Genomic DNA, 23,422 nt, shown 5'->3' on the forward strand with positions numbered 1-23,422 from the left:
GAGTGGGCCCATGGCCGAGCTGAACTTCTACTTCGACCCGGTGTGCCCGTTCGCGTGGATGACCAGCAAGTGGGTCCGCCAGGTCGCCCGGCAGCGCTCGTACGAGGTGGACTGGCGGTTCATCTCGCTGCGGCTGCTGAACGCGCACGTGGACTACGCGACGCACTTCCCGCCGGAGTACGACGCCTCGCACACGGCCGGCCTGCGACTGCTCCGCCTTGCGGCCGCGGTGCGCGCTTCGCACGGTCGCGCGGCGGTCGGGCCGCTGTACGAGGCGTTGGGGGAACAGAACTTCGAGAGCGGTCTGGTCGAGGACACCGCCGAGGCCCGCGCCGCCCACGGCACCCGTTCGGCGGCCGCGACGGCCCTTTCGCGAGCCGGCCTCCCGGAGTCTCTCGCGGACGCGGTCGAGGACGCTCAGTGGGACGCGGAGATCCAGCGGGAGACGGACGAAGCCCTTGCGCTGACCGGAAAGGACGTCGGGACGCCGATCCTGCACTTCCGCCCGCCGGAGGGAGTGGCGTTCTTCGGCCCGGTGATCAGCCGATTGCCGTCCGACGAGGAGGCGGTGCGGCTGTGGGACCACGTGGTGGGGTTGGCGGCGTTCCCGGGGTTCGCGGAGCTGAAGCGGAGTTTGCGGGAGATGCCGCAGCTGCCGTCGTTCGGGGTGGCGGCGGGGGAGACCGGGCGGGAGCAGGATTGGCACGGCGGGAGCCGGAGGCTGAAGAAGTAGGCGGCGGGCAGGGGGCAATTCATGGATCCGGATCGGCCCTCCGAGACCACGAAGTGGACGATCCATGGCGAGCGCGTGGTCGACGACACGCGACGCTTGCGCCTCAGCGTCGCTTCGGTCGAACTGCCTGACGGGGTGACCTTCGAGCAGTACGTCCTGCGCATGCCGAAGGCCGCGATGATGGTGGTCCTCGACGATCCTGGAACCTCGGTGCTGATGATGTGGCGGCACCGCTGGATCTTCGACCGGTGGGTGTGGGAACTGCCCGGGGGATACGTCGATCCGGACGAGGATCCGGCGATCACCGCGGCACGCGAGGTCGAAGAGGAGACCGGATGGCGGCCTCGCACCAGCGAGCCGTTGGCTTCGCTTCAGCCGAACGTCGGCGTCGCGGACAATGAGAACCTGCTGTTCCTTTCCCGGGGCGCGCAGTACATCGGCGGCGATGTCGACCTCAACGAGGCGGAGAGGGTGGCGTGGGTGCCGTTGTCGTCGGTGCGGGAGCGGATCGCGAGGGGCGACATCCTCGGTGCGGCCTCGCTGGTGGGCTTGCTGCACGTCCTCGCGTTCCCGCCGGATGCCCGCTAGACCGCCTCGGTCAAGGGTCCGGCTGGATCCCGCGCCACGCTCGACAGTTCATTCCATCCGGTGTCGCCGGCTGTCGGCTCGATTACACCGTCGGGCGATTTAGCTCCCCGATCGCGCTAACCTGACACACTGGGAGTTGACGACAACTCCGGGAGTGTCCATGTCGCGCGACAGCTATCGGACAGTTCGCACACCGGACGGCCTCGATCTGGCCGGCACTCTGACCGAGCCGGACGGCAAGGCTCGGCGGGCGGTGCTGCTCGTTCAAGGGGCGACCGTCACCCGCGAGGAAGGCGGGTTTTTCACTCGCCTCGCGGAAGGCCTGGCCGAGGCGGAAGTGGCGTCCCTCAGAGTCGATCTCCCCGGTCACGGCGAGAGCGAAGGCCGCCAGGAGGATCTGTCGCTTTTCGCGCTGCTCAACGTCATTCGCGGCAGCATCGAGGATTTGTCCGGCGCCGTCCCCGGCGTGCGCACGTCGCTCGCGGCGGCCAGTTTCTCCGGCGGCGCCGCGGCGTACTACGCGGCCAAGCGGCCGGACGACGTCGAGCGCCTCGTTCTGTTCAACCCGCTCATCGACTATCGCACCCGGTTCATCGGCGAGAAGCCCGAATGGTCGCCCGACGGCTACCTCGACGACCATGGCGCCGCCCAGCTCAAGCAGCGGAACTATCTCGGGCACGGGGCGGGTTTCCGGCTCGGCCGGGCGTTGCTCAACGAGGCGTTCTGGTTCGAGGCCCGCGAAAACCTGCCCCGGATCACCGCGCCGACGCTCCTCGTGCACGGCACCGAGGACACGTTCGTCCCGGTCGAGTCGTCGCGGGCAGCGGACCGGGAGCTGACCTGCGAGCACCGGCTGGTCCAGCTCGAGGGCGCGCAGCACGGCTTCGCGGTGCACGACGATCCGCAATACGCCGATCCGCGGACGCAGGCCTGGCAGCGGCAAGTGATCCGCGAAGTCCGGGAATGGCTGGGATAACCGGCTCAGCCGGACAACGCCTCGCGCAATTCCCGCACCTGCGGCCGGTTGTGCCAGGGTTTGAGCGCTCCGACGACCCGGCGGAGTTCTTCCTTGGTGCGCCGGGAGTTCGTCTCCGCCGCTCGGCGAGCGGAGGCGAGACCGGTTTTGGCGGCTTGGTCCGGTTCGCCGGAAAGCGCGAGCGAGTTCGCCATCAGGGACAGGAAGAAGCCGTAATCGCGGCGGGAGAATTTGGTTTCCTTCAACGTCTTCTCGAACAGCTCGACCGACCGGCGCGGTTCCCCCGCTTCGGTGTAGCAGATGGCGGTCTGCATATTCAGCAGGGTCGCGTTGAAGTGCGCGCCGAGCGGTGATTCGACCGGACCGGCGTCGTCCAGCAGTTTCCAGGCGACGTCGAGTTTCCGGTTCACCTGGTCGGCCGACGCGCCGAGCATCGCCTCCGCGCGGGCCTCCTGCTGGGCGGCCTCGGCCTGCAGCCGCCGGGGGAGCGACCAGGGGCCTTTGCGCACCGCCCGGGTGAGGATGAGCATCCGCCGCGGATCGCGTTCGTCGTAGGCGACCTGGGCCTTTTTGAGCAGAATGTAGCCCTGCATGGTGCTGTCGCCGGCCGCCTGCGCCCATTCCATCGCGCGGTCGTGCCAGTAGAGCGAATCTTCCATCTGCCGCCGGTCCCGGTAGAGCCATCCGGCGAACTCCGCGCCCTCCGAGCCGATTTGCAGAAGGTCGCGCTGATCCTCGGCGGTCGCGTCGCGGGCGATGCGGTCGATGATGTCCAGCACGCCGAGCGTCATCGGGAGCGTTTTCGCCGGACCGCGTTCGCCGTCCTCGTATTTGTACTGGTCGAGCTGCCGCCGGAAATAGTGCGTGACGGTTTTGTCCATGTATCTGCGAGGATTTTCCAGCGCTCGCGCGACGTGCTCGGCGCTGCCTATTCCCAGCGCGGGCAAAGCCGCGACCGGCAGGCCGTTTTTGAGCAGTGAGCGGCGACTGAGCGGGCTCATGGCGTCCCATTCTGTGGTCGGAACCGCTGGCGGGGCCGCGTCGCCGGGCGCGGGCACGAGCCGGGCGAGGACGCTGCCCGCGACGGTGGCCCGGTCGAGCGGCAGCGCCACCGTCCGCCCGTCCACGACGACGGGCAGCAGGACGCCCGTCGCGCCCGGCGGTCTCTTCAGGTCGGCCGCGGTGCCCTCCCGGAGCAGTTCCTCCAGCCGGGCGGGGCTGATCCGCAGCAGCCGGGCGAGCCGGTCGCGCCGGTGCGGACGGGGCTCGGAACGGCCGGATTCCCAGGCGCGGATGCTTTTTTCGTCGGCGGGGAGCAGCGCGGCGAGCTTTTCTTGCGTCAGGTTCGCCGCTTTGCGTGCCCGGACAAGTCCTTCTCGCCGTTCGCCCATGGGCGACACCCCTTCGCCACGAACCGGGGTCGTCAGATTACCGCAGGTCACCAGGCGCGGGGCAAGGCGATTCCCTCGGTTGCCGCCCGCTTTTCTCCCGGTTTGCTGGCTGGTCCAGGCCACCGGGCGGCCCCATCGTGGTGGGGCACGGCGAAGACACTTCCGCAGCCCGAGAGGTGCGTCGCATGAAGGCAGCAGAGACGCTCGGCGAAGCGACCCGCACCGGCCGCCCGATCGTGGTCGTCGTGTGCTGCGTGCTCTTGCTGCTGGTACTGGTCTCGATGTGGCTCTGCCGGGCCCGCCGGCCGATCCCGCCCCCGCGCGGCCGGCCGACGGTCCGCGACCTGCAGGCCCGGCTGGACTACGAAGTCCAGGCGGAACTCGAACAGGCCCGGCTGGCCGAATTCCGCCGGACGGCCGAGGAGGCCGCCGCCGAACGCGCCGAGGAGGACACCGAGGTTCTCCCGAAAGTCGAGGACACCGGCTTCCCGGAGGACGAAAACCCGCGAAAAGGGGAGAAACCCGATAAGGCTCGGTGCGGTTAGGAGCGTCCCGCCCATCGCTCACCGCACCGTTATGCCTGCCCCAGCCTGGCGCGGCACGCCACCTCCCCTGGGCTGGGGCAGGCCTCATCGACGGCGGCGGGTCGCCCCTCCGGGAAGCGGTCCGCCACAGCGGAAGCCAACCAAGCCGTATAACGACCTATACATCACCGCGGAAAAGCAACGCAATCTCCATCCCCGCCAACCGCTCGGAACTCGCCACCACCTCATACGCCTGGAGCAGCCCCCGGCGGACCTCGATCCGGAGCACCCCCGCCAACCGCCCGGCGGGGGCGAGCACCAAGCCGACATCTCCGTCGATCAGTGCCAGTTCAGCCAGCCTCGCGTTAGCCGCGAAGAGCTTCGTCCCCTCAGCGACCTCGGCCGCGCCCCGCAACACCGCGGCGGCGCCGGGCGGCAGCAGCGCCGGATCCGTACGCCGCACCACATCCGGGGCCAGCACCGTCAGCAGCGTCGCCATGTCCCCGCCTCGGGCGGCCGACAGGAACGCCGTCACCACCTCCCGGTGTTCGGCCAGTTCCGCAGCCGGAACCGCCGGTTCTCCGCGCACCCGCGACCGCGCGCGGCTGGCGAGTTTCTTCGCGGTCGCGGGGGTGCGGTCGAGGATCGGGCCGACCGCGGCGAACGGCACCGCGAACAGATCGTGCAGCACGAACGCCACTCGTTCGGGCGGGGCCAGCCGGTCCAAGACCACCAGCAGCGCGCGCCCGACCTCACCGGCCAGCAGGACCTCGTCCTCGGGCGCCGAGTCGCCGGCGGCATCGGGCACGGCCGAGACCGGTGTCTCGCGGCGGGCGCGCAGCGCGTCCAGGCACAGCCGGGAAACCACCGTCGTGAGCCAGCCGCCCAGGTTGTCGACGCTGTCCGCCGAGGTCAGCCGCAGCCACGACTCCTGCACGACGTCCTCGGCCTCGGCCGAGGAGCCCAGCATCCGGTAGGCCAGCGCGTGCAGCCGCGGGCGCTCGTTTTCGAAGCGCCGCGCCAGTGCGTCGTCCATCGGTCACCTTTTCCCGTCTCGATCCGTCATGGGAGTGCCGGCCCGAGGACCAAGGACGAGGAGAGGAACCGGATGACCGTCATGCTAGCGCCCCTGCTGCACGTCGATTCGAGCGCCGACCGAGAGGCTTCGGTGAGCAGGCAGCTGGGCAGGCTGTTCGCCGACGAATGGCGCGGCGGCGGCGGAACTGTGCGGTACCGCGATGTGTCCGCCGAGCCGGTGCCGCCGCTGCGCGAGGCGTACGCGCGGCTCGGCCGCCGGGTCGAGCGCAAGGGAGTGCTGTCGCTGGACGACATCGCGGCGCTGGTCGAGGACGCCGACGAGCAGCGCGAATGGGACCTGACGCTGCCGCTGATCACCGAGCTGCGCGAAGCTCGCGCCGTGCTGCTCGGGGTGCCGATGTACAACTTCGGCGTGCCCGCGACGCTCAAGGCGTGGATCGACCGGATCAGCTTCCCGGGCGCGTTCGTCGACCCGGTGACTGGCCGGAACCTGCTGGCGGACAAGGACTTCGTGGTCGTCAACGCGCGCGGCGGCGGATACGGCCCGGGTGCGCCGCGCGAGAAGTTCGAGTTCCAGGAGTCGTATCTGCGCGCCTACCTCAGCGACAAAGGCGCCGACCGGGTGACGTTCGTGTCCCAGGAGTTCACCCGGGTCGGCGACGTTCCGGCGCTGGACGGGCTCGAGGACCTGGCCGCCGCGTCGCGCGCGACGGCCAGGTCCCGGGTGCTCGAGCTGGCGCGGGCTATCCGGTGAGGTCGGAGCACTTGCGCGCGTCCGGATCCTTCGCCCCGCCGGGCGACCACCGCACGTTCGCGAACGACGCGGAGAACGGGCCGTCGGTGTAGACGAGGAACGGCGTGTCGATGCTCTCGAAGTCCAGCCCGCCCGCGAAGCAGGACAACGGGATCTTCACCGTCGACTTCTGCCCGGCCGGAAGATCGCCGAACAGCTTCGTCGCGTTCACCTCGGACGAGCACGGATAAACGCAGTGCAGGCTCACGACCGTCCGGTTCGCCGGCGGCGAATGCACGATCACGTCGAACTCGAGCGCGCCGTCGGCGTTCGGATATCCCCGCAGGTCGTCGGTGCCGCCGGGATGCTGCGAGTACAGCTGCGCCGCGCCGGTGCCGGTCCACGTCGCTTTCAGGCCGTCGCCCTGAACGTTGACGTCGGCCGGCGTCACGGCGATCTCCGGGTGCGCGGCGGTGCCGTCGGGACCGATCTCGGTGCCGCCCCAGTTCGAGGCCGAGCCGATGAAACTCTTGTACGGCGCGACATCCGTGCGGTCGTAGATCGGCAGGTCCTCGGTCGCGGTGCCGCCGCCTCCCGTCGAACCGCAGCGTGCCGGGCCTTCGGTCTCGTCGAGCTTGCCGACCGTGGTCCGCTGGTTCGAGGTAAGGCCGTAGCCGAGCTTGAACAGCGGATCGTAGCCGGGACTCCACGGGTTGAGCGGCGTCTGGCAGGCGCTCTTCGGCCACGAGTAGGACAGCTTGCCGCGGTACCCGCCATGGTCCTTGCCGCGCACGAGCATATCCGCGACGCCACCGCCTTCGGTGCCGGGCAGCCACGCGGCGACGAACGCGTCGGAACGGTTCAGCTCCTTGTTGACGTACAGCGGACGGCCGCTGACGTACACGGTCACCACCGGCGTGCCCTTGCCGCTGACTTTGTCCAGCACCGCAAGGTCTTCTGGATACAGCTTCGCCGCTTCGAGGCTCTTGCGCTGCAGATCGCCGACGCCTTCCGCGTACGGAGTCTCGCCGAGGACCGCGATGACCGCGTCGTAGCCCTTCGGGTCGGCGGTGCCGGTGGGATCGAAGGTGACGTTGGCGAGATTCTCCTTGAGCCCGGCCAGAATCGAGGTCGCGTTGGGGAAGTCCGCGTTGGTGTTGCCGGTGCCCTGCCAGGTCAGCGTCCAGCCGCCGGTCTGGTTCTGGATGCTGTCCGCGCTCTTCCCGACCACGAGCACCTTCGCGTTGCGCGGCAAGGGAAGCACGTTGCCGTTGTTTTTCAGCAGCGTCTGCGATTTGCGCACCGCTTCACGAGCGAGCGCCTTGTCCGTCAACGCGTCCGGCGAACCTGCGTACCAGCGCTGCGACGGTTTGCGCTCCTCGAAAAGCCCGGCGCGCATCTTGACCCGCAGGATCCGCGTGACCGCGTCGTCGATGCGGGACATCGGGATCTCGCCGCCGCGCACCTGCGCGACCGTGGTGGCGATGAAGGCCTTCCAGTCGTTCGGGACCATCACGACGTCGATGCCCGCGTTGATCGCGCGCGGACAGCTGGAGTTGGTGCAGCCGGCCACCTGGCCGACGCCGTTCCAGTCCGACACGACGAGGCCGTCGAAGCCCATCTTGCCCTTGAGGATCTGGTTGAGGAGCTTGTCGCTGCCGTGGACCTTGCCCTCGTTGATGCCCAGGTCGGGGTTGGTCCAGCTGTTGAAGGACGCCATCACGGTCTGCGCGCCCGCGGCGAGAGCGCCGTAATAACCCTGGCCGTGCAGGTTGATCAGGTCCGCTTCGGACGAGGCGGTGACGCCCTGGTCCTGGCCGTTGGTCGTGCCGCCGTCGCCGATGAAGTGCTTGGCGGTGCCGATCACGCCGTTCGGTCCGATGCGCAGCCGCGCGCCCGCCTGCAGGCCGTTCATCGCCTCGTAGCCGTAGGCGCGGGTGATGCGCGGGTCTTCGGAGAAGCCTTCGTAAGTGCGGCCCCAGCGGTCGTCCTGGACGACGGCGAGAGTCGGCGCGAACGCCCAGTCCTGCCCGGTCGCCCGGATCTGCCGCGCGGTGGAATTCTCGACGTCGCGCACCAGGCACGGATCGTGCGCCGCGCCGAGCGCGATGTTCTGCGGGAAAACCGTGGAGCCGTACACGTTGTTGTTGCCGTGCACGGCGTCTATGCCCCAAATTACCGGGATCTTTGCCTTCGTGGCCTTCGCCGCGTCCCAATAGGAGTCCGCGAGCTTGAGCCAGTCCTGCTGACTGGCGTGCTTGTCGCCGCCCGGCCACGAGCCGCCGCCGTTCAGCACCGACCCGATGGAGTACTGGGTCACCTCGGCCGGCGTGATCGCGGCGATCTCGGGCTGGGTCATCTGCCCGACTTTTTCTTCCAGCGACAGGCCGGAGACGATCTGTTCGATCCGCCGTTCGTCGACCGGGTTCTTCGGCATCGCGCTGCGCACCTTCGGCCAGTCCGGCAGGTGCGGCAGCGAATTTTCGATGCGGGCACAGCCGTTCCGGTCGAGCGCGGGAGCGCCGACGTCCGGCTGGCGCGGGGGAGCGGCGTGGGCGGCGTGGGCGGGGACGAGCCCGCCGAGGAGGACGAGCGCGGCGAGGGCGACCCGGTTCCGGGCGCGCGGGGAGCGGGGAGGTCTGGCCATCGACAGTCCGTTCTGCGGAGGGCGGCCCGGAGCGGGCCCGGTGATCCTGACCGGGCAAACCGGACTCCGTCAATCCGCCGACCGCAGTGGTTCAGTCCAGTGACCGGACAGGAAACGGGACATCCGCCGGGCGCGGCGGCGCGCCGGCCGGCGGGGATAGATTGATCCCGGACGGAATGGAATCACTGGAGGACAAAGCGGATGCGCAAGGAAAAGCCGGACGTTCCGGCCGCCGACGGGACCGCCGACGCGTACCTGGCCGTGCCGGACGGCGGGCCGCACCCCGGGGTGCTGCTCTTCCCGGACGCGTTCGGGCTCCGGCCGCGGATCGAGGAGATGGCCGACCGCATCGCCGAGGCGGGCTACGCCGTGCTGGCCCCGAACCTGCTCTACCGCGGCGGACGGACGCCGCTGGTGGACTTCGCCGCGCTGGAAGACCCGGAGCGGCGCGGGGAGGTGTTCGGCAAGCTGATGCCGCTGATCGAGGCGCTGGACACCGAGGCGATCGCCCGGGACGCGGAGAAATACCTCGACTGGTTCGCCGCGCAGGACGGCGTCGCGCCGGGCCCGGTCGTGATCACCGGCTACTGCATGGGCGGCACGAACGCGCTGCGCGTGATCGAGGCGTTCCCGGACCGGGTCAAGGCGATCGCGTCGTTCCACGGCGGACGGCTCGCCACCGACCAGCCGGACAGCCCGCACCTGCGGGTCGGCTCGATCACCGGGGAGGTGTACTTCGGGCACGCCGACCAGGACCCGTCGATCACCGCCGAGCAGATCAAGACGCTGGAAAACGCCCTCGACGAGGCGGGCGTGACCTACCGGTCGGAGGTCTACGAGGGCGCTTCGCACGGGTTCACGATGTCGGACACGGCGGCCTACCACGCCGAGGGCGAGAAGCGGCACTGGGAGAACCTGTTCGCGCTTCTCGATCGGGTGCGCTGACCTGCGAAGCAGCGGGGACCGGCACGCGGGACGCGCTCGCGGCCGGGCCCTGCGCGCGGAATCGGCGGCGGCCGTTTACGCTGGCCGCATGGCCGAAGGTGCGCTGTGCCGCGAACCGGTGGAGCTGACCGGGCGCGAGCGCTCGGTCCTGCGGAGCGTCGCGGTCCGCGGGACGGAGCCCGAGCTGTTCTGCGAGCTGGAGGCCGGGCACGGCCACGAGCACGCGACCCCGGTCGGCGGACGCGGCGAGGAGCCGCTGATGTGGCTGCGCTGGTGGCCCGGCCGCCGCGTGCTGGAGACGCGCGCGCTGTGCGGCGCGGAGTCCGACGAGGGCGTTTTCTGCCGGGTGCCCGGCGGGCACGAGGGCAGCCACAGCTACGAGCTGGCCGAGCCCGAACAGGCCTGGCCGCTGGCCGGCGCGGGCCTGCCGGCCGGCCGCCGGTAAAGTCGCCCGGCATGCGCGAAGGCTTCCAGGACGACCTGAAACAGCTCGACGGGCGTCTGGCGGCGATGGCCGAGGCGGCGGCCGAGGCGATGCGCCGGGCCACCCGGGCGCTGCTGACCGCGGACCTGCCGCTGGCCGAGCAGGTGCTCAGCGGCGACGCCGACCTCGACGACCAGCGCGCGACCTGCGAGGACGAGGCGTATTCGCTGCTCGCCCTGCAAGCCCCGGTGGCCGGCGACCTGCGTGCCGTGCTGGCCGCGGTGTACTGCGCGGAGAAGCTCGAGCGGATGGGCGACCTCGCCGCGCACATCGCGGGCACCGCGCGGCGCGGGCACCCGGAGCAGACCGTGCCCGCGGACCTGGAGCCGGTGTTCGCCGAACTCGGCGAGGTCACCTCCGCGATGGCGGCCCGGCTCGCCGGGCTCGTGCACGGCGACGCCCGCGGCGGTTACGCCGAACTGAGCCGCGCCGACGAGCGCGTGGACGAACTGCACGCCCGCGTGATGGCGACGGTGACCGCGCCGGACTGGACGCAGGACCAGCGGATCGCCGTCGCGCTCAGCCTGCTCACGCGTTTCTACGAGCGTTTCGCCGACCAGGCGGTGTCGGTCGCGAAGCGCCTGGAGTTCGCCGCGACGGGCGATCTCCCGGGCTGACCTCCGGCGGCGGACCGGCCTGGGCCTGGTTCGCCGGCCGCGGCGGCGGCGAACCCGCGGCGCGGCCCTGCGGCGGACCGGCCGGACGCGGCTGTTGAGTGCGCGCCGGACGGGCCGGCGGCTGCGCGGTGCTTCGAGCCGGCGGCTGGGCGGGTGGACGGCCCGGACTCGGCGGCGGGGCGTCGGCGGCGCGGGGCTGCGGAGCGGCGGCGGTAATCGGCTGCGAGTTCTGCCGCCGGGGTGCGGGCGCGTCGGGCCGGGGCGCGGCGGTGCGGATCGGCTGGGAGTTCTGCCGTCCTGCTTCCGCTGTCCGAGTCTGCGGTGCGGCGGTGCGGATCGGTTGCGAATTCTGCCGCCTGGGCGCGGTGCTCGCGGCCCGGGGTCGCGGCGCATCCGGAGCCGGCCGGACGGGCCGGTCGCCGGCGGCGCGCGGTTCCGGCGGAGTGCCGCGGCGCGCGGGCTGGCCCTCGGGACGGGCCCGGCGCACGGGCGGGGCCGGCGGGGCGTCCGCGGCACGATCGACCGGCCGCGGCGGCAGAGAACCGGCGGCCCGGATCGTCGTGCCGTCCGGACCGGCCGCGGGAGGTTCGGGGGAAACCGGCGCGTCTGCCACCGTGCCCAGCAACCCGAACGGCACCTTCCCGGAGAACCGCCGCACGAGCCCGGCGGCCGGACCCAGCGCGTACCGCTGCAGGAGCAACGCCATCCCGGCCCCGAGCGCGAGCCCGATCAGCACGTCGTGCGGATAGTGCGCCCCGACGAAGACCCGCGAGAAGCCCATCGTCGCCGCGAAGGCCGCGAGCCACGGCGCGCCCTTGCGCCAGGCGAAGGCCCCGCCGAGCGCGACCGCGGCCGCGATGGTCGAGTGGTTGCTGGGGAACGACCAGTCGCCCGGCGGCGGGCAGGCGCCGACGATCGCCTCCGGCGGCAGCCCCCGGCACGGCCGCTGTTCGTGCACGAAGGCCTTGACGATTTCGCTGAGCACGTAGGCGACCACCGTCGCCGCCGGGACGAGCAGCGCCGCCGCCATCCGCTCGGGCGAGCCGGTCGCGCGCGCCCGCCACCAGAGCCAGGCGAAGAACGGGGCCACGAGGACCAGGCCGTAGTGCGTGTACGCCAGCACGAGGGATTGCACCCAGCCGGGCATCGCCAGGCCGAAATGGGTGATCGCGTCGTACGTCTCGCTGCTGGAAGCTCCGGCCGTGGTCGCCATACAACCCCTCTCCGGTCCGCCGGTTCGCCTGGCGGCCATCTCGCGTTCACCCGAAGGTCACGAGCGTACCGAGCGGGGGAGGAGGGTCCGCGACGCCCCGTGAGTCCGCGGGGACTCTCCGGGGCGGATCAGGAGCCTGCGCGGCGCCGGGCGTGGCGGCCCGACGTTGTTGATCATGCTCGGACTGTACCGGAGCCCTTGTCGCGCAGTCCGTCGAGGAAGGCCCGCGCGGCCGGTTCCTCGCGCGCGGCCTGGGCGAGAATGCCGAACTGCAGCATGGTGACCACGAGCGACGTCCCGCCCGCGGACACGAGCGGCAGCGTCACGCCGGTCACCGGCAGCGCGCCCGCGACGTAGCCGATGTTGATCAGCGCCTGCGCGACCAGCAGCAAGGTGGTCGTCCCGGCGACCAGCCGCACCCACGGATCGGCGACCCGTGCCGCGGTGCGCAGGCCGAGCACCGCGAGACAGCCGAACAGCCCCAGCACCACGAGACAGCCGGCGAACCCGAGTTCCTCGCCGACCAGCGCGAAGACGAAGTCGTTCTGGACGTCTGGCAGATAGCTCCACTTCGCCGCGCCCTGGCCGAGCCCGACGCCGAACCAGCCGCCGTCGGCGAGCGCGTACTGCGCCTGTTGTGCCTGGTAACCGCTGCCGCTCGCGTCGGGATTCGGGGAAAGAAAAGAAAGGATGCGCGCGAGACGATAACTGGCGAAAAGGGCGAGTGCGACGATTCCGGCGAGGCCGCCGGCGAGAATAGCGGCGAACAGGCGTTTCGGCGCGCCGGCGAACCACAGCAAACCCAAGGTGATCAATGCGAGAGTGACCGTGCCGCTGAGATTCGGCTGGGCCAGCAGCAGGGCGCACAACGCGAGCGTCACCGGGATCAGCGGCACCAGCAGGTGCCGCCAATGGTGCAGTACTTTCTGTTTCGACACCAGCAGATGCGCGCCCCAGAACACCAGCGCGACCTTCGCGATTTCCACTGGCTGCAAGGTGATCGGCCCGGCGGAAAGCCAGCGTTGCGCGCCGCCGTGGTCGGAACCCAGCGGGGTCAGCACCAGAAGGAGCAGCACGGCAGCGGCGGCGAGCGCCGGAGTGGCGGCCTTGCGCAGCCGGGAAAACGGGACGCGCAGGCCGAGCACGAAAGCGGCCGTGCCGAGGGCGACGAACATCAGATGCCGGAAAAACCCTTGGTACACGCCGGTTCCGGCGGCCGGGTCGGCCGCGGCGGCCGAGGACGACAGCGCCATCACCGCGCCGAGCAGCGTCAGCAGCGCCCAGATCGCGGCAATGATCCGGAACGACGCGAGCGGATGCGCGAAAAACTGCCCGATCGCGTGCCGTGCGGGGGTGCGGTCCGGTTCGGTTGGCTGCTCCACGGCGAGTGAGTGTGTGCTGTTTTCGCTTCGCGATGGCTGACCGACTCGCCCGCGTGCGGAATTTTCTCAGTGGCGGGTGCGGCGTCGCTCTGTGCCGCGGCGGATGCCCTGGCGATTCCGCGTGCGGAGAATTACCGTTCGAATTCTTGATTGGCCCGGTCGACCTCGGGCATGTGATCTTCGGCCCACGTGCGCAAGACCGCGAGCGCCGATTCCAGCGACGTGCCCAGTGCGGTGAGCCGGTAATGCACCCGCGGCGGCACCGTGTCCTCGACCCGCCGCGTGACGAGGCCGTCGCGGACGAGGCTCTGCAGGGTCACCGAGAGCATTTTCTGCGAGACCCCGGGGATGCGGCGGCGGAGGTCGGCGAAGCGCACCTCGTCCGGCGCGGCCTCGGCGAGGATCTTGACCGTCATCGACGTCCACTTCGTCCCGATCCGGTCGAGCAGCCGCCGCGTCGGACAGGCCGGGTCGAACAGATCGCCGCGGGCGGAGGGGGTCACCTCGGGCTTACCACCTGTCGGGAAAGTGCCGTCTTGGCGGCACTGCTGGAATTACCTACCGTGTGCTGGTAACCAATGGTAACCACAGGAGGTCCGATGGACGCGGTGCGGCGGGTCGAAGCGAACGGGGTCCGGCTGAACGTCGCCGTCGCCGGGAAGGGGCCCGCGCTGGTGTTGCTGCACGGGTTTCCGCACACCTGGCAGCTGTGGGGCAAGGTGCTCCCCGCGCTCTCCGAGCAGCGCCGGGTGATCGCGCCGGACCTCCGCGGGCTCGGTGCGAGCAGCCGTCCGGAGAGCGGGTTCGACGCCGGGACGATCGCCGCCGACCTCGCGGGCCTGCTCGACGCGCTGGGCGAGCCGGACGCCGACGTGGTGGCGATCGACCTGGCGGTGCCGGGTGCGTTGCTGCTGGCGTTGCGGCAGCCGGAGCGGGTGCGCCGCCTGGTGCTGATGGAGTCGCTGCCCTGGGGTTTCCCGGCCGGCCCGCCGTGGTGGTTCGGTTTCCACGCGGCGCCCGGCCTGGCCGAAACTGTCCTCTGTGGACATGAGGCCGAGTACGTCGGCTGGTTCCTCGAGCAGGGCACGCTCGGCCGCGGCGTGCCGCCCGAAATCCAGGCGGCGTTCGCCGAGGCGTACACCGGCGCCGACGCGCTCCGCTGCGCCTTCGAGTACTACCGGGCGCTGCCGGAGAGCGCCCGCCAGCTGACCGAAGCGGCGGCGAAGCGGCTGATCGTCCCCACGATGGCCATCGGCGCGAATCCGGTCGGGGACGCGCTGGAACGGCAGTTGCGCCCGCTCGCCGACGACCTGACCGGCCACCTGCTGCCGGACTGCGGGCATCTGGTCCCGCTGGACCGTCCGCGCGAATTCCTCGATCTGCTGCTGCCGTTCCTGTCCCGGGAGATACTGGCCGGGTGTCGTTGACCTCCGAGCTGGCCGACCCGAGAGGGAAGCTCGCGCGCTGGTGCGCCCGGGTCTTCACCGGCACGGCCGCGGCCGCGCGCCGGGTCGAGGAGGCGACGAACGGCGTGCGGCCGGTCCGTCCGGCGCTCGCGCGCCCGCCGCGCCAGCACTGGGCCGAGATCGGCGGCGCGTTCGGCCAGCGGATCGCGGATCTCGTGCAGCCCGCGCCGCCGTACTACGCGCTGCTCGGCATCGTGCGCGCGCAGTGGGGCAGCGGCCCGTGGGCGCACGCGCAAGCCGCCCGGTACCCGACGCACGACGAGCTTCCGCCGGAGTACCGGGCGCGGGCGCTCGGCATCCGCCCGGCGGCCGCGACCTGGCTCGACCTAGGCGACGGCTTGCCGGATGCCGGGGCGCTCCCGGGCGCCGAGGAGCTGTGGGGCGAACTGCTGGAACGCGCGCGCCGTTACCAGGCGCAGCACGCGCCGCCCGGCGTGCTCGGCGGACCCGGCGCGGAGGCCGGGCTGGCACGGACGAACTGGGTGCTGTCGGCGTGCGAGGACATCTACCGTTCCGGGCGCATCGACCCCCGGCTCGCCCGGGTCGTCGACGGCGGCGGCACGATCGCGGACCTGCGCGCGCTGCCCGCCGACGCGCAGGTGACCGAACTGGCGGAACTCGCGAAACGCTTGCACGACAACGGTGCGCTGTGGGAATTGCGCCGGCTCGGCGGCGCACCGCCGGAAGGCTGCCCGCTCGGGATCGCCGGGCCGACCATCGTGCCCGGCTGGGCGGACGGCGACCTTCTGCTCGGAAAGCTCGACCCCGAGGACGGGATCGCCGACGGCACGCTGCTGGACGTGAAAACCGTGCTGACCGTCGGCGATCCGGACCGCGCCGGGCGCTGGCTGTGGCAGATCCTGCTGTACGCCTGGCTCGACGTCGCCGACCTGTACCGGATCCGGGAGGTCGGGCTGCTGCTCGGACGGCACGGCAAGCTGGTCTGCTGGCCGGTCGACGAGCTGGCCGCGGCGCTGCTCGGCGGGGACGGCCTGGTCGATCACCGTCGCGACGAGTTCAGGGACATGGCGCGGGGGCTGCTCGACGCGGTCGGGCTGAGCTTGGCCGACGGCTGAACCGCGGGCTTCTTCGCCGCGCCGCGACCGGCGAAGCACACCGCGCCGAGCACGATCACGCAGCCGACGAGCTGCAGCACGCCCGGCCGTTCGCTCAGCAGCAGGAATCCGAAGGCGACCGCGCCGACCGGCTGCAGCAGCATCATCGTGGCGCCGGTCGAGGCGGCCAGCCGCGGCAGCGCACCGGCGATCAGCAGCCAGCCGACGACCTGTCCGACGACGGCCAGCGCGGCGAACCAGCCGAGCGAGGGCAGGCTCGGCGTCAGGTCGAGACGGCCGAACGGCAGGCCGAGCACGACCGACACGAAGCCCGCCGACACGGTGGCCAGCGACAGCGAGCGAACCTGCGTGGCGGGGCTGCTGCTGAGCCGGAGCAGCAGCAGGTACCCCGAGTAGCCGGCTCCGGCGGCGAGCGCGAAAACCAGGCCCAGCACCGGGTTCGAGCCGGTCGTGGCCGAGCCGAACACGCCGCCGGCGAGCACGATGCCGCCGATCAGCGTCGGCGCGACGAACTTGAACCGCGGGTCCGGCCGCTCCTTGAGGAAGACGAACGCGAGCAGCGGCACGATCACCACCTGCACCGAAAGCAGCATGGTCGCGACGCCCGCGCCGACCCGCGGGATCGCCTCGCCCCACAGGACGAAGTCGAGACCGAGGCCGAGCCCGGCCAGCAGCGGCAGCAGGATCTTCGCGCGCACGCGGGTCCGGCGCGCCTCGCTGAACGCCAGCAGCGCCAGCAGCGGCAGTGCGAGGGCGCAGCGCCAGAACGCGCTGGTCGCCCCGCTGGCCCCGGAAACCTTGATGAGCACCGAGGTCAGCGCGATGCAGAGGCAGCCGGCCGCGGCCAGCAGCCGGGGGTCGGCGCGGCCGGTGAGCGCGGCGATCGGACCGGCGGCCGGCAACGGGGCGGATTCGGTGGGCATGCCTTCTATCGTGGGGGCGCTAACTATCAAGGACAAGTGAATGTTTGTGGCGAAAATCCGGTAGCATTTCTACCGTGTTCAGTGTGGATCGGATGCGTGCCCTGCACGCGGTCGCGCAGCACGGCTCGGTCGCCCGCGCGGCGGCGGCGCTGCATGTCACGCCGTCCGGGGTGTCGCAGCAGCTGGCGAAGCTGGAACGGGAAGCGGGCCAGGCGCTGCTGGAGCCGCGCGGCCGGACCGTGCGGCTCACGCGCGCCGGGCAGGTGCTGGCCGGGCACGCCGAACGCGTGCTGGCACAGCTGGCCGAAGCGCGCACGGATCTCGAACGGCTGCGCGAGGACGTCTTCGGGCCGTTGCGGATCGGGTCGATCGCGACGTGTGTGCACGCGCTGCTGCCGCCCGCGCTCGCGATGCTGACCGAACAGCACCCGAGGCTGGACGTGACGCTGGGCGAGGGCGAAGCCGAACAGACGCTGCCGAAGGTGCTGGCCGGCGACCTCGACGTGGCGGTGTTCGAAAGCTGGGCGGACCGGCCGACCGTGGTGCCGCCGGGAATCACGCAGGTCACGCTCTTCTCCGACGTCGCCGATCTCGCGCTGCCCGCCGGGCACCGGCTCGCGCACCGCCGCACGGTCGATCTCTCCGAAGTGGACGACGTGTCGTGGATCGGCTGGACGGGCCGGTCCGGCTGCTACGAATGGCTCGTGCACGTGCTCCGTTCGCAGGACCTGGAGCCGCGGATCAGTTGCACCATCGGAAGTTACGTCACGCAGCTGGCGCTCGTCGCGGGCAATGTCGGCGCCGCGCTCGTCCCGCGGCTGGCCCGCGGACCGGTGCCGGACGGCGTCCGGATGCTCGCGACGCGGCCGGTGCTGAACCGCACGATCATCGCCGCGTGCCGGTCCGGCGAGGAGACACACGGCGGGGTCCGAGCGGCGCTGGAGGCGCTCGGCGAGGCGTCGGCGGCATATGTGAACCGCTGAATCTTCTTGCGCGGCTGCCCTTTCCGGCCGGTTCGGCCCTAGAGTCGGACTCGACGAGCAGGGGAGCCGCCGATGACTGCCGAGGATGCCGCCCGTGCCTTGCGAACCCGAGTGCCTGCCGAGCAGGTGCATGCGTCCGGCCCTCAGTACGAATCGGCGGCGGCGCTGTGGAACGCGGCCGTCGTCGCGCGGCCGGCGGTGGTGGTGGAATGCCGGAGCACGGCCGATGTCCAAGCCTCGGTGCGCGCCGCGCGCGAATTGGGGCTGCCGTTGTCCGTGCGGAGCGGCGGGCACGACTGGGCCGGACGCGCTGTCGTGGACGGCGGAATCACGCTCGATCTGCGGCCGCTGAACCGGGTCGCGGTCGATCCCGGACGGCGGGCTGCGGTGGTCGGCGGCGGCGCCCAAGCCAACGACGTGCTCGCCGCGGCTGAGGTGCACGGTCTGACGGCGGCGGTCGGCACGATCGGCACGGTCGGATTCGCCGGGCTGTCGCTCGGCGGCGGATACGGTCCTTTTCTGGGCAAGCACGGGCTCGCCGCGGACAATCTGCTCGGTGCCGAGATCGTGCTCGCGGACGGCGAAGTCGTGCTCGCCAACGCTTCGCGGCTGCCGGATCTGTGGTGGGCGTTGCGGGGCGGCGGCGGAAACTTCGGCGTGGTGACGTCGCTCGGAGTCCGGCTGCACGCCGCGGCGCCGATCACGACCGGCCCGGTTTGGTACCCGGCGCCCGACGCGGCCCGGGTTTTCGCCGCGGCAGCGGAAATCCAGGCGGACGCGCCGGACGAACTCACCGTGCAGACCGGCGTCGTCGCCGGCGCCGACGGTTCGCTGTCCGTGCTGGTCTGGCCGACGTGGTGCGGCCCCGCCGATCCCGACGGTTTCCTTGCCCGGCTCGGGACGCCGCTCGCCGCGCAGATCGAGACGGTCTCGTCTTACGCGGCGGAGATCGCGCGCCGGGACGCGATGTTCCCCGGCGGCCGCTCGGTCACCATTCGCACGCGGTCGGTTCCGGCGTTCACTCCGGAGGTCGTGTCGGTGCTGACGGCGCAGGCAGAAGCGCGGACGTCGCCGCTGTCCGGGCTGTCGATCCACCACTTCCACGGGGCCGCGGCCCGGATTTCGGCGGCGGAGACGGCGTTTCCGCTGCGGGAGGACCATTTGCTGGTGGAGGTGCTCGGGATGGGGGAGGGCATCGACGACCGGGCCTGGGCGGATGCCACCTCGGCGGCGTTGGCCCCCTACGCGTTGCCCGGCGCGTACGCGAACCTGCTGGGGCCCGATGTGCCTTCAGCGGACCCGTTCGGCCGCAACACCGGCCGGTTGCGGGACATCAAACACCGCTACGACCCGGACGGGGTTTTCCGCGCCATCCCGCTGGGGTGACCTCCGCCCGGGCGCGCGCGCCGCGTCCGGGGCGGAAAATTCCCCGCTGTGACGGGATTCGCGCCGGGGCGGCCCCGTCCGGACGCGCCTGTTAGGTTCGCGGACGTGACAACAAAAGCGATGCGGGCGGTGGTCCACGGCGGCGCGGCGGGAGCCGGCGGGGTGCGGGTCGCGGAGGTTCCGGCGCCGCGGCCCGGTCCGGGGGAAGTGCTGGTCCGGCTGAAGGCGGCCGGGCTGAACCACCGGGATTTGTTCATCGTGGACAGTCGCGGTCCGGCGGACCCCTCGGCCGTCCTGGGCTCGGACGGGGCCGGGGTGGTCGCGGAGGCGGGAGCGGGCGCCGGCGTCGAGGTCGGCGCCGAGGTGGTCGTCAACCCGTCCCTCGGCTGGGCCGAGCCGGACGAGGTGCCGGAAATCCCCGCCATCCTCGGGGTGCCGACGAACGGCACGCTCGCCGAATACGTCGTCGTCCCGGCAGGCAACGTCGTGCCGAAACCCGGACATCTGAGCTGGACCGAGGCCGCCGCGCTGCCGCTGGCCGCGCTCACCGCCTACCGCGCGCTGTTCACTCGCGGCGGGCTGAAACCCGGGGAACACGTTCTGCTGCCGGGCATCGGCAGCGGCGTCGCGACGTTCGCTCTCGCGATGGCGAAAGCCGCGGGCGCGACGGTCAGCGTGACCTCGCGCAGCCCCGAAAAACTCGCCAGGGCAACGGAACTGGGCGCGGAACGCGCGATCGGCAGCAGCGGCGACTGGGCCGCCGAACTCGGCGAACCGGTGGACCTGGTCGTGGACAGCATCGGCTCGGCGACGTTCGATGCGGGCCTGTCCGTGCTGCGCTCCGGCGGCCGGTTGGTGACGCTGGGCGCGACCACCGGCCCGGACGTCGAGCTTTCGCTGCGCGAGCTTTCTTCCGGCAGATCAGCCTGCTGGGCACGTCGATGGGCAGCGCGCGGGAGTTTTCGCAGATGGTCGAGCTGGTCGCCGAACACCGCGTGCGGCCGGTGGTGCACCGCGTCTACGACCTGGCCGACGGGCCGCGTGCGCTGGCCGACCTCGCGTCCGGGGACCAGTTCGGCAAGCTGGTGGTTTCGCTCGGCTGAGGCGGGGCGGTGAGTTTTTGTCGGTGCCCCGTGGTGGACTGTGGGCAGGAACCGAGGGAGGGGAAGATCTGATGAGCAAGCGCTGGAATCCCGGGACGGTCGCGGCCCCGATAGGCCGCTACAGCCACGTCGCGCAGATTCCCGCAGGCCACGATCTGGTCGTCGTGGCCGGGCAGATCGGCGCGCGCCCGGACGGCACGCTGGCCGGGCCGGACGCGGAAGCGCAGGCGCGCGAGGCGCTGGCGAACATCGAACGCGTGCTCGCCGCGGCGGGCGCCGGGCCGGAGCATCTGGTGAAGGTGTTCAGCATGGTCGCCGGCGCGGAGCACCTGCCCGGGTTCCGCGCGGCGACCGGCGACGTGTTCAGCCGGTGGTTCCCGGAGAGCGACTGGCCGACGCAGTCGCTGATCGTCGTGTCGGCGCTCGCGAAGCCGGAGCTGGCCGTGGAAATCGAGGCGATGGCGGCGGTGCCGCGATGACCGTCACGCTCGGGCCGCTCCGGATCGATCCGGTCACCGAACTGGACCACTGGCCTTTCGCCCCGGCCGAGCTGTTCCCGGCGGTCACCCCGGAGGAACTGGGGGACCACCGCGGCGATCTCGACCTCTCGATCACCACGTACCTGGTGCGCACGCCGGACCAGACCGTGCTGCTGGACGCCGGGAACGGCAACGCCAAGGAACGCCCGGTTCTGCTGGCGCACCACCAGTTCGACACGCCGTACCTGGACCGCCTGGCCGCGGTCGGCGTCGTGCCGGAGGACGTCGACGTCGTCGTGGCGACCCACCTGCACCCGGACCACTGCGGCGGCTTCACCCGGCTGGTCGACGGTGCGTGGGACCCGACCTTCCCGCGCGCCCGGTACCTGATCCCGGCCGACGAGTACGCCTGGCTTCAAGAGGTGCACGCGTCGGCTCCCGAAGACGGTGTGGCGGCCGACCTGGCCCGGACGTTCGAAGACAGCGTGCTCCCGGTGGTGGAGGCCGGGCTGGTCGAGTTGATCGACCTCCCGTACGAGGTCACGGACGGCGTCACCCTGCGCTCGTTCCCCGGCCACACCAGCGCCCACCTGATCGCCGAACTCAGCGGCGGCGGCCGGCACGCGCTGGCGAGCGGGGATGTGCTGCACCATCCGTTCCAGTTCTCGAACCTGGCACTGGCCCAAGGCGGCGACGCGGACCCCGCCGTCGCGGCGGAGTCCCGGCGAAGGCTGTGCGAACTGGCCGTCGAACGGGACGCCCTGGTCCTGCCCGCCCACTTCGGCCCCGGACGCATCGACCGGGACGGCGCCGGTTTCCGCTACCGCCCCGTCCCGTGGGGAGGCGGCTGACCTTTTGTTCTCCGGCGGTGTCGATTCAGCCGGACCCTGTTCGACGCATGGGCATGACTGACTGCGAACCGACCTCGACCCGCAACCTCGACCGCTACGGCCACGCCCCGCTGCCCTGGACCCGCGCCCGCGCCGTCCTGGCGACCGACACCCCGACCGCCGACTTGACGTTCTTCGTCGGGACCGTCCGCCCGGACGGCCGCCCCCACTCGGCGGGCGTCGGCGCGGTCTGGGTGGACGACGCACTGTATTTCGTCGGCGGCCCGGGCACGCGCCGCTCCCGCAACCTGGCGGCGAACCCGGCGTGCAGCATTTCGGTCCGCCTGCGCGGCCTGGACCTGATACTGGAAGGCGATGCCCGCCGAGTCACCGACACCGACACCGTGACCCGCCTCGCCGAGGTCTACCGCTCCGGCGGCTGGCCGGCGACCGCGACGGGGGACGCCTTGACGGCGCCGTTCAGCGCCCCCAGCGCGGGCCCGCCGCCGTGGCACCTGTACCGGCTTGCCTTGCGCCGCGCGGTGGGAGTCGCCTCGGCGGAACCACACGGGGCGACGTGCTGCGAGTTCGCTGGCGAGTGAGCGCGGTGCCTGCCTTTGCCTCGGCGGCTGCGGAACTACGCAGTGCGGAATCGCTTGTTATCGCGACCGGACATCCGGGGCGGTCCTGCGATTGCCCGGCTTGTCGCGGGGACGGCCTCGGCAGGGCGGTGTCGGTTGGGGATTTCGCTGGCCTGAGCGAAACCGCCAGCCGCGCCGCCGGTCCCGGCACGGTCGGCGGGCTCGTCCGCAGGGGAGCGGACGTCGGGAGGGGGCGGCATGCGCTGCGGAGCGATCGACCCCGTCGGCCTGGCCGTGCGGTCGGCGGGCACGGCCTGGGCGGGGTGAGCAAGGTGTGGTCGGCTGCGCACGAGTTGCCAGACGATCGCATCTGTCAGGCCTGAGCGTGGTTGACGGGTGGGGCTGCGGCCATGCGCTGAAGGAATTCCGTCGGTCGGGCCGTGCGGCTCGGCAGCGGGGTTGGAGTGAACGGGGTATTCGGCTGCGCACGAGTTGCCGGATGCTCGAACCTGTCGGTCCGTCAGGTTCGGCGGCGGCTTACGCTGCAGGGTGATGAAGCCCGTCGGCCGGGCCGCGCGGTCGGCGGGTTCGGCTGCGGGATCGGAGGATCGCGACCTTCGGCCGCGGCATGCGTTGCCGGGCGATCGAACCCGTCGGCCTGGCGCGTGAGGCGGGTTCGGCGGCGGCATGCGGAGCCGCGTCGCGCGATCAATCCCCTCGGTCAGGTGGGCTCGGCCGCGGAGGCGGAAACGAGCGGGGCGCGTCCCGCAGCGCAAACCGCCGGGAGGTTCAAGCCCGTTCCTCCGGTCCCTCCCACTCCAGCAGCAGCGCCCGCAGGTCGTCGTTCATCCGGTCCTGTTCCGCGTGCGACAGGACGCCCAGCAGCCGGGCCTCCGTCTGGGTCTTCATGCCGAACACCTCCTGCGCCCGCGCCAGTCCTTCCTCCGTCAGGCTCACCAGGATCTGCCGCCGGTCGGCCGGGTCGATGTCGCGTCTCACCCAGCCTTTGCGTTCCAGTCCGGCGACGCGTTTGGTCACTCCGCCGGACGTCAGGCGCATGCTGGCCAGCAGCTGCCCGGCCGAAAGACGATACGGGGGACCGGCTCGCTTGAGCGCGCCCAGCAGTTCCACTTCCCACAGGCCGACCCCGAAGGCGTCGAATTCGCGGCGCAGTTCCGTTTCCAGCAGGCGGGCCGCGCGCAGCAGGCGGAAGCTCAGCGCCTTGCTGACCCGGTCTTCCGCGCGCACGCCGGTGATCTGCGCCATCACTCCGTCGACGTGGTCCCGCTCCGCTGGCATGGGCGAGTATTCTAACACCAGTAAT

Annotated in this window: 23 protein-coding genes and 1 pseudogene; 16 read left to right on the forward strand and 8 right to left on the reverse strand. The window is 71.6% G+C overall.

The window, feature by feature from the left end:
• Positions 1-10: 10 nt before the first annotated feature.
• The 3 genes from F9C12_RS00230 (at position 11) to F9C12_RS00240 (ending at position 2,297) form a co-directional block, all read left to right on the forward strand.
• The gene (locus F9C12_RS00230; RefSeq protein WP_409464252.1) at positions 11-733 is read left to right on the forward strand and encodes a hypothetical protein; all 723 of its coding nucleotides are present in this window, start codon (positions 11-13) and stop codon (positions 731-733) included.
• 21 nt (positions 734-754) lie between these two features.
• On the forward strand, positions 755-1,321 hold the full coding sequence (locus F9C12_RS00235) for an NUDIX domain-containing protein (RefSeq protein WP_409179978.1): 567 nt from the start codon (positions 755-757) through the stop codon (positions 1,319-1,321).
• Positions 1,322-1,481: 160 nt separating this feature from the next.
• Positions 1,482-2,297, forward strand: a complete 816-nt coding sequence (locus F9C12_RS00240; RefSeq protein ID WP_409464253.1) for an alpha/beta hydrolase — start codon at positions 1,482-1,484, stop codon at positions 2,295-2,297.
• A 5-nt stretch (positions 2,298-2,302) separates the two neighbouring features.
• Here the strand turns inward: F9C12_RS00240 and F9C12_RS00245 are convergent, their stop codons facing one another.
• A complete protein-coding gene (locus F9C12_RS00245) occupies positions 2,303-3,688 on the reverse strand; it encodes a multiprotein-bridging factor 1 family protein (RefSeq protein ID WP_409464254.1) in 1,386 nt (461 codons plus the stop codon).
• 185 nt (positions 3,689-3,873) lie between these two features.
• Here F9C12_RS00245 and F9C12_RS00250 point away from each other — a divergent pair, with 185 nt between their 5' ends.
• Complete coding sequence (locus F9C12_RS00250; RefSeq protein ID WP_409179981.1) at positions 3,874-4,233, forward strand: hypothetical protein; 360 nt, start codon at positions 3,874-3,876, stop codon at positions 4,231-4,233.
• 157 nt (positions 4,234-4,390) lie between these two features.
• Here the strand turns inward: F9C12_RS00250 and F9C12_RS00255 are convergent, their stop codons facing one another.
• Positions 4,391-5,248 (reverse strand): sigma-70 family RNA polymerase sigma factor, encoded by an 858-nt coding sequence (locus tag F9C12_RS00255; RefSeq protein WP_409464255.1) that lies wholly within the window; start codon positions 5,246-5,248, stop codon positions 4,391-4,393.
• 72 nt (positions 5,249-5,320) lie between these two features.
• On the opposite strand from F9C12_RS00255, the gene F9C12_RS00260 reads away from it, so the two are divergent.
• A complete protein-coding gene (locus F9C12_RS00260; RefSeq protein WP_409464256.1) occupies positions 5,321-6,004 on the forward strand; it encodes an FMN-dependent NADH-azoreductase in 684 nt (227 codons plus the stop codon).
• Here F9C12_RS00260 and F9C12_RS00265 read toward each other — a convergent pair.
• Positions 5,994-8,630: a glycoside hydrolase family 3 protein gene (locus F9C12_RS00265; RefSeq protein ID WP_409464257.1), complete on the reverse strand. Its 2,637-nt coding sequence runs from the start codon at positions 8,628-8,630 to the stop codon at positions 5,994-5,996. The two genes, F9C12_RS00260 and F9C12_RS00265, sit on opposite strands and share 11 nt — an antisense overlap.
• 201 nt (positions 8,631-8,831) lie before the next feature.
• Between F9C12_RS00265 and F9C12_RS00270 the strand changes: the two genes are divergently transcribed.
• The 3 genes from F9C12_RS00270 (at position 8,832) to F9C12_RS00280 (ending at position 10,676) form a co-directional block, all read left to right on the forward strand.
• Entirely contained in the window at positions 8,832-9,575 is a 744-nt protein-coding gene (locus F9C12_RS00270; protein ID WP_409464258.1) for a dienelactone hydrolase family protein, read from the forward strand.
• An 88-nt stretch (positions 9,576-9,663) separates the two neighbouring features.
• Positions 9,664-10,020, forward strand: coding sequence for a hypothetical protein (locus F9C12_RS00275; protein ID WP_409179986.1), 357 nt, complete (start codon positions 9,664-9,666; stop codon positions 10,018-10,020).
• An 11-nt stretch (positions 10,021-10,031) separates the two neighbouring features.
• Complete coding sequence (locus F9C12_RS00280; protein ID WP_409464259.1) at positions 10,032-10,676, forward strand: phosphate signaling complex PhoU family protein; 645 nt, start codon at positions 10,032-10,034, stop codon at positions 10,674-10,676.
• Here the strand turns inward: F9C12_RS00280 and F9C12_RS00285 are convergent.
• The 3 genes from F9C12_RS00285 to F9C12_RS00295 all read right to left on the reverse strand — a co-directional run bounded on the left by F9C12_RS00285 (position 10,588) and on the right by F9C12_RS00295 (position 13,774).
• Entirely contained in the window at positions 10,588-11,889 is a 1,302-nt protein-coding gene (locus F9C12_RS00285) for a phosphatase PAP2 family protein (RefSeq protein WP_409464260.1), read from the reverse strand. The genes F9C12_RS00280 and F9C12_RS00285 overlap by 89 nt on opposite strands.
• Positions 11,890-12,062: 173 nt before the next feature.
• Positions 12,063-13,271 carry a putative lipid II flippase FtsW gene (ftsW, locus tag F9C12_RS00290; RefSeq protein ID WP_409464261.1) on the reverse strand — a complete coding sequence of 403 codons (1,209 nt, stop codon included), beginning with the start codon at positions 13,269-13,271 and terminating at the stop codon, positions 12,063-12,065.
• Positions 13,272-13,402: 131 nt separating this feature from the next.
• On the reverse strand, positions 13,403-13,774 hold the full coding sequence (locus F9C12_RS00295) for a winged helix-turn-helix transcriptional regulator (protein WP_409464262.1): 372 nt from the start codon (positions 13,772-13,774) through the stop codon (positions 13,403-13,405).
• Between the two features lie 96 nt (positions 13,775-13,870).
• Here F9C12_RS00295 and F9C12_RS00300 point away from each other — a divergent pair, with 96 nt between their 5' ends.
• Positions 13,871-14,698, forward strand: a complete 828-nt coding sequence (locus F9C12_RS00300; RefSeq protein ID WP_409464263.1) for an alpha/beta fold hydrolase — start codon at positions 13,871-13,873, stop codon at positions 14,696-14,698.
• A complete protein-coding gene (locus F9C12_RS00305; RefSeq protein ID WP_409464264.1) occupies positions 14,689-15,813 on the forward strand; it encodes a hypothetical protein in 1,125 nt (374 codons plus the stop codon). Before F9C12_RS00300 ends, F9C12_RS00305 begins: the two co-directional genes overlap by 10 nt.
• Here the strand turns inward: F9C12_RS00305 and F9C12_RS00310 are convergent.
• Complete coding sequence (locus F9C12_RS00310) at positions 15,738-16,736, reverse strand: DMT family transporter (protein ID WP_409179993.1); 999 nt, start codon at positions 16,734-16,736, stop codon at positions 15,738-15,740. The genes F9C12_RS00305 and F9C12_RS00310 overlap by 76 nt on opposite strands.
• 92 nt (positions 16,737-16,828) lie before the next feature.
• On the opposite strand from F9C12_RS00310, the gene F9C12_RS00315 reads away from it, so the two are divergent.
• The 6 genes and pseudogenes from F9C12_RS00315 (at position 16,829) to F9C12_RS00340 (ending at position 22,119) form a co-directional block, all read left to right on the forward strand.
• Positions 16,829-17,719, forward strand: a complete 891-nt coding sequence (locus F9C12_RS00315; protein WP_409186980.1) for a LysR substrate-binding domain-containing protein — start codon at positions 16,829-16,831, stop codon at positions 17,717-17,719.
• A gap of 72 nt (positions 17,720-17,791) precedes the next feature.
• Positions 17,792-19,105 carry an FAD-binding oxidoreductase gene (locus F9C12_RS00320; RefSeq protein WP_409464265.1) on the forward strand — a complete coding sequence of 438 codons (1,314 nt, stop codon included), beginning with the start codon at positions 17,792-17,794 and terminating at the stop codon, positions 19,103-19,105.
• Between the two features lie 120 nt (positions 19,106-19,225).
• Positions 19,226-20,208, forward strand: a pseudogene (locus F9C12_RS00325) (zinc-binding dehydrogenase).
• Between the two features lie 71 nt (positions 20,209-20,279).
• Positions 20,280-20,687: a RidA family protein gene (locus F9C12_RS00330; protein ID WP_409464266.1), complete on the forward strand. Its 408-nt coding sequence runs from the start codon at positions 20,280-20,282 to the stop codon at positions 20,685-20,687.
• Positions 20,684-21,538 (forward strand): MBL fold metallo-hydrolase, encoded by an 855-nt coding sequence (locus F9C12_RS00335; protein WP_409464267.1) that lies wholly within the window; start codon positions 20,684-20,686, stop codon positions 21,536-21,538. The genes F9C12_RS00330 and F9C12_RS00335 overlap by 4 nt, the downstream gene beginning before the upstream one ends.
• A gap of 53 nt (positions 21,539-21,591) precedes the next feature.
• Positions 21,592-22,119, forward strand: a complete 528-nt coding sequence (locus F9C12_RS00340; protein ID WP_409467163.1) for a pyridoxamine 5'-phosphate oxidase family protein — start codon at positions 21,592-21,594, stop codon at positions 22,117-22,119.
• 768 nt (positions 22,120-22,887) lie between these two features.
• Here F9C12_RS00340 and F9C12_RS00345 read toward each other — a convergent pair.
• Positions 22,888-23,397 (reverse strand): MarR family winged helix-turn-helix transcriptional regulator, encoded by a 510-nt coding sequence (locus F9C12_RS00345; protein WP_409179998.1) that lies wholly within the window; start codon positions 23,395-23,397, stop codon positions 22,888-22,890.
• Positions 23,398-23,422 lie beyond the last annotated feature (25 nt).

It is taken from the genome of Amycolatopsis sp. GA6-003, from assembly GCF_046267895.1.
GTDB lineage: Bacteria > Actinomycetota > Actinomycetes > Mycobacteriales > Pseudonocardiaceae > Amycolatopsis.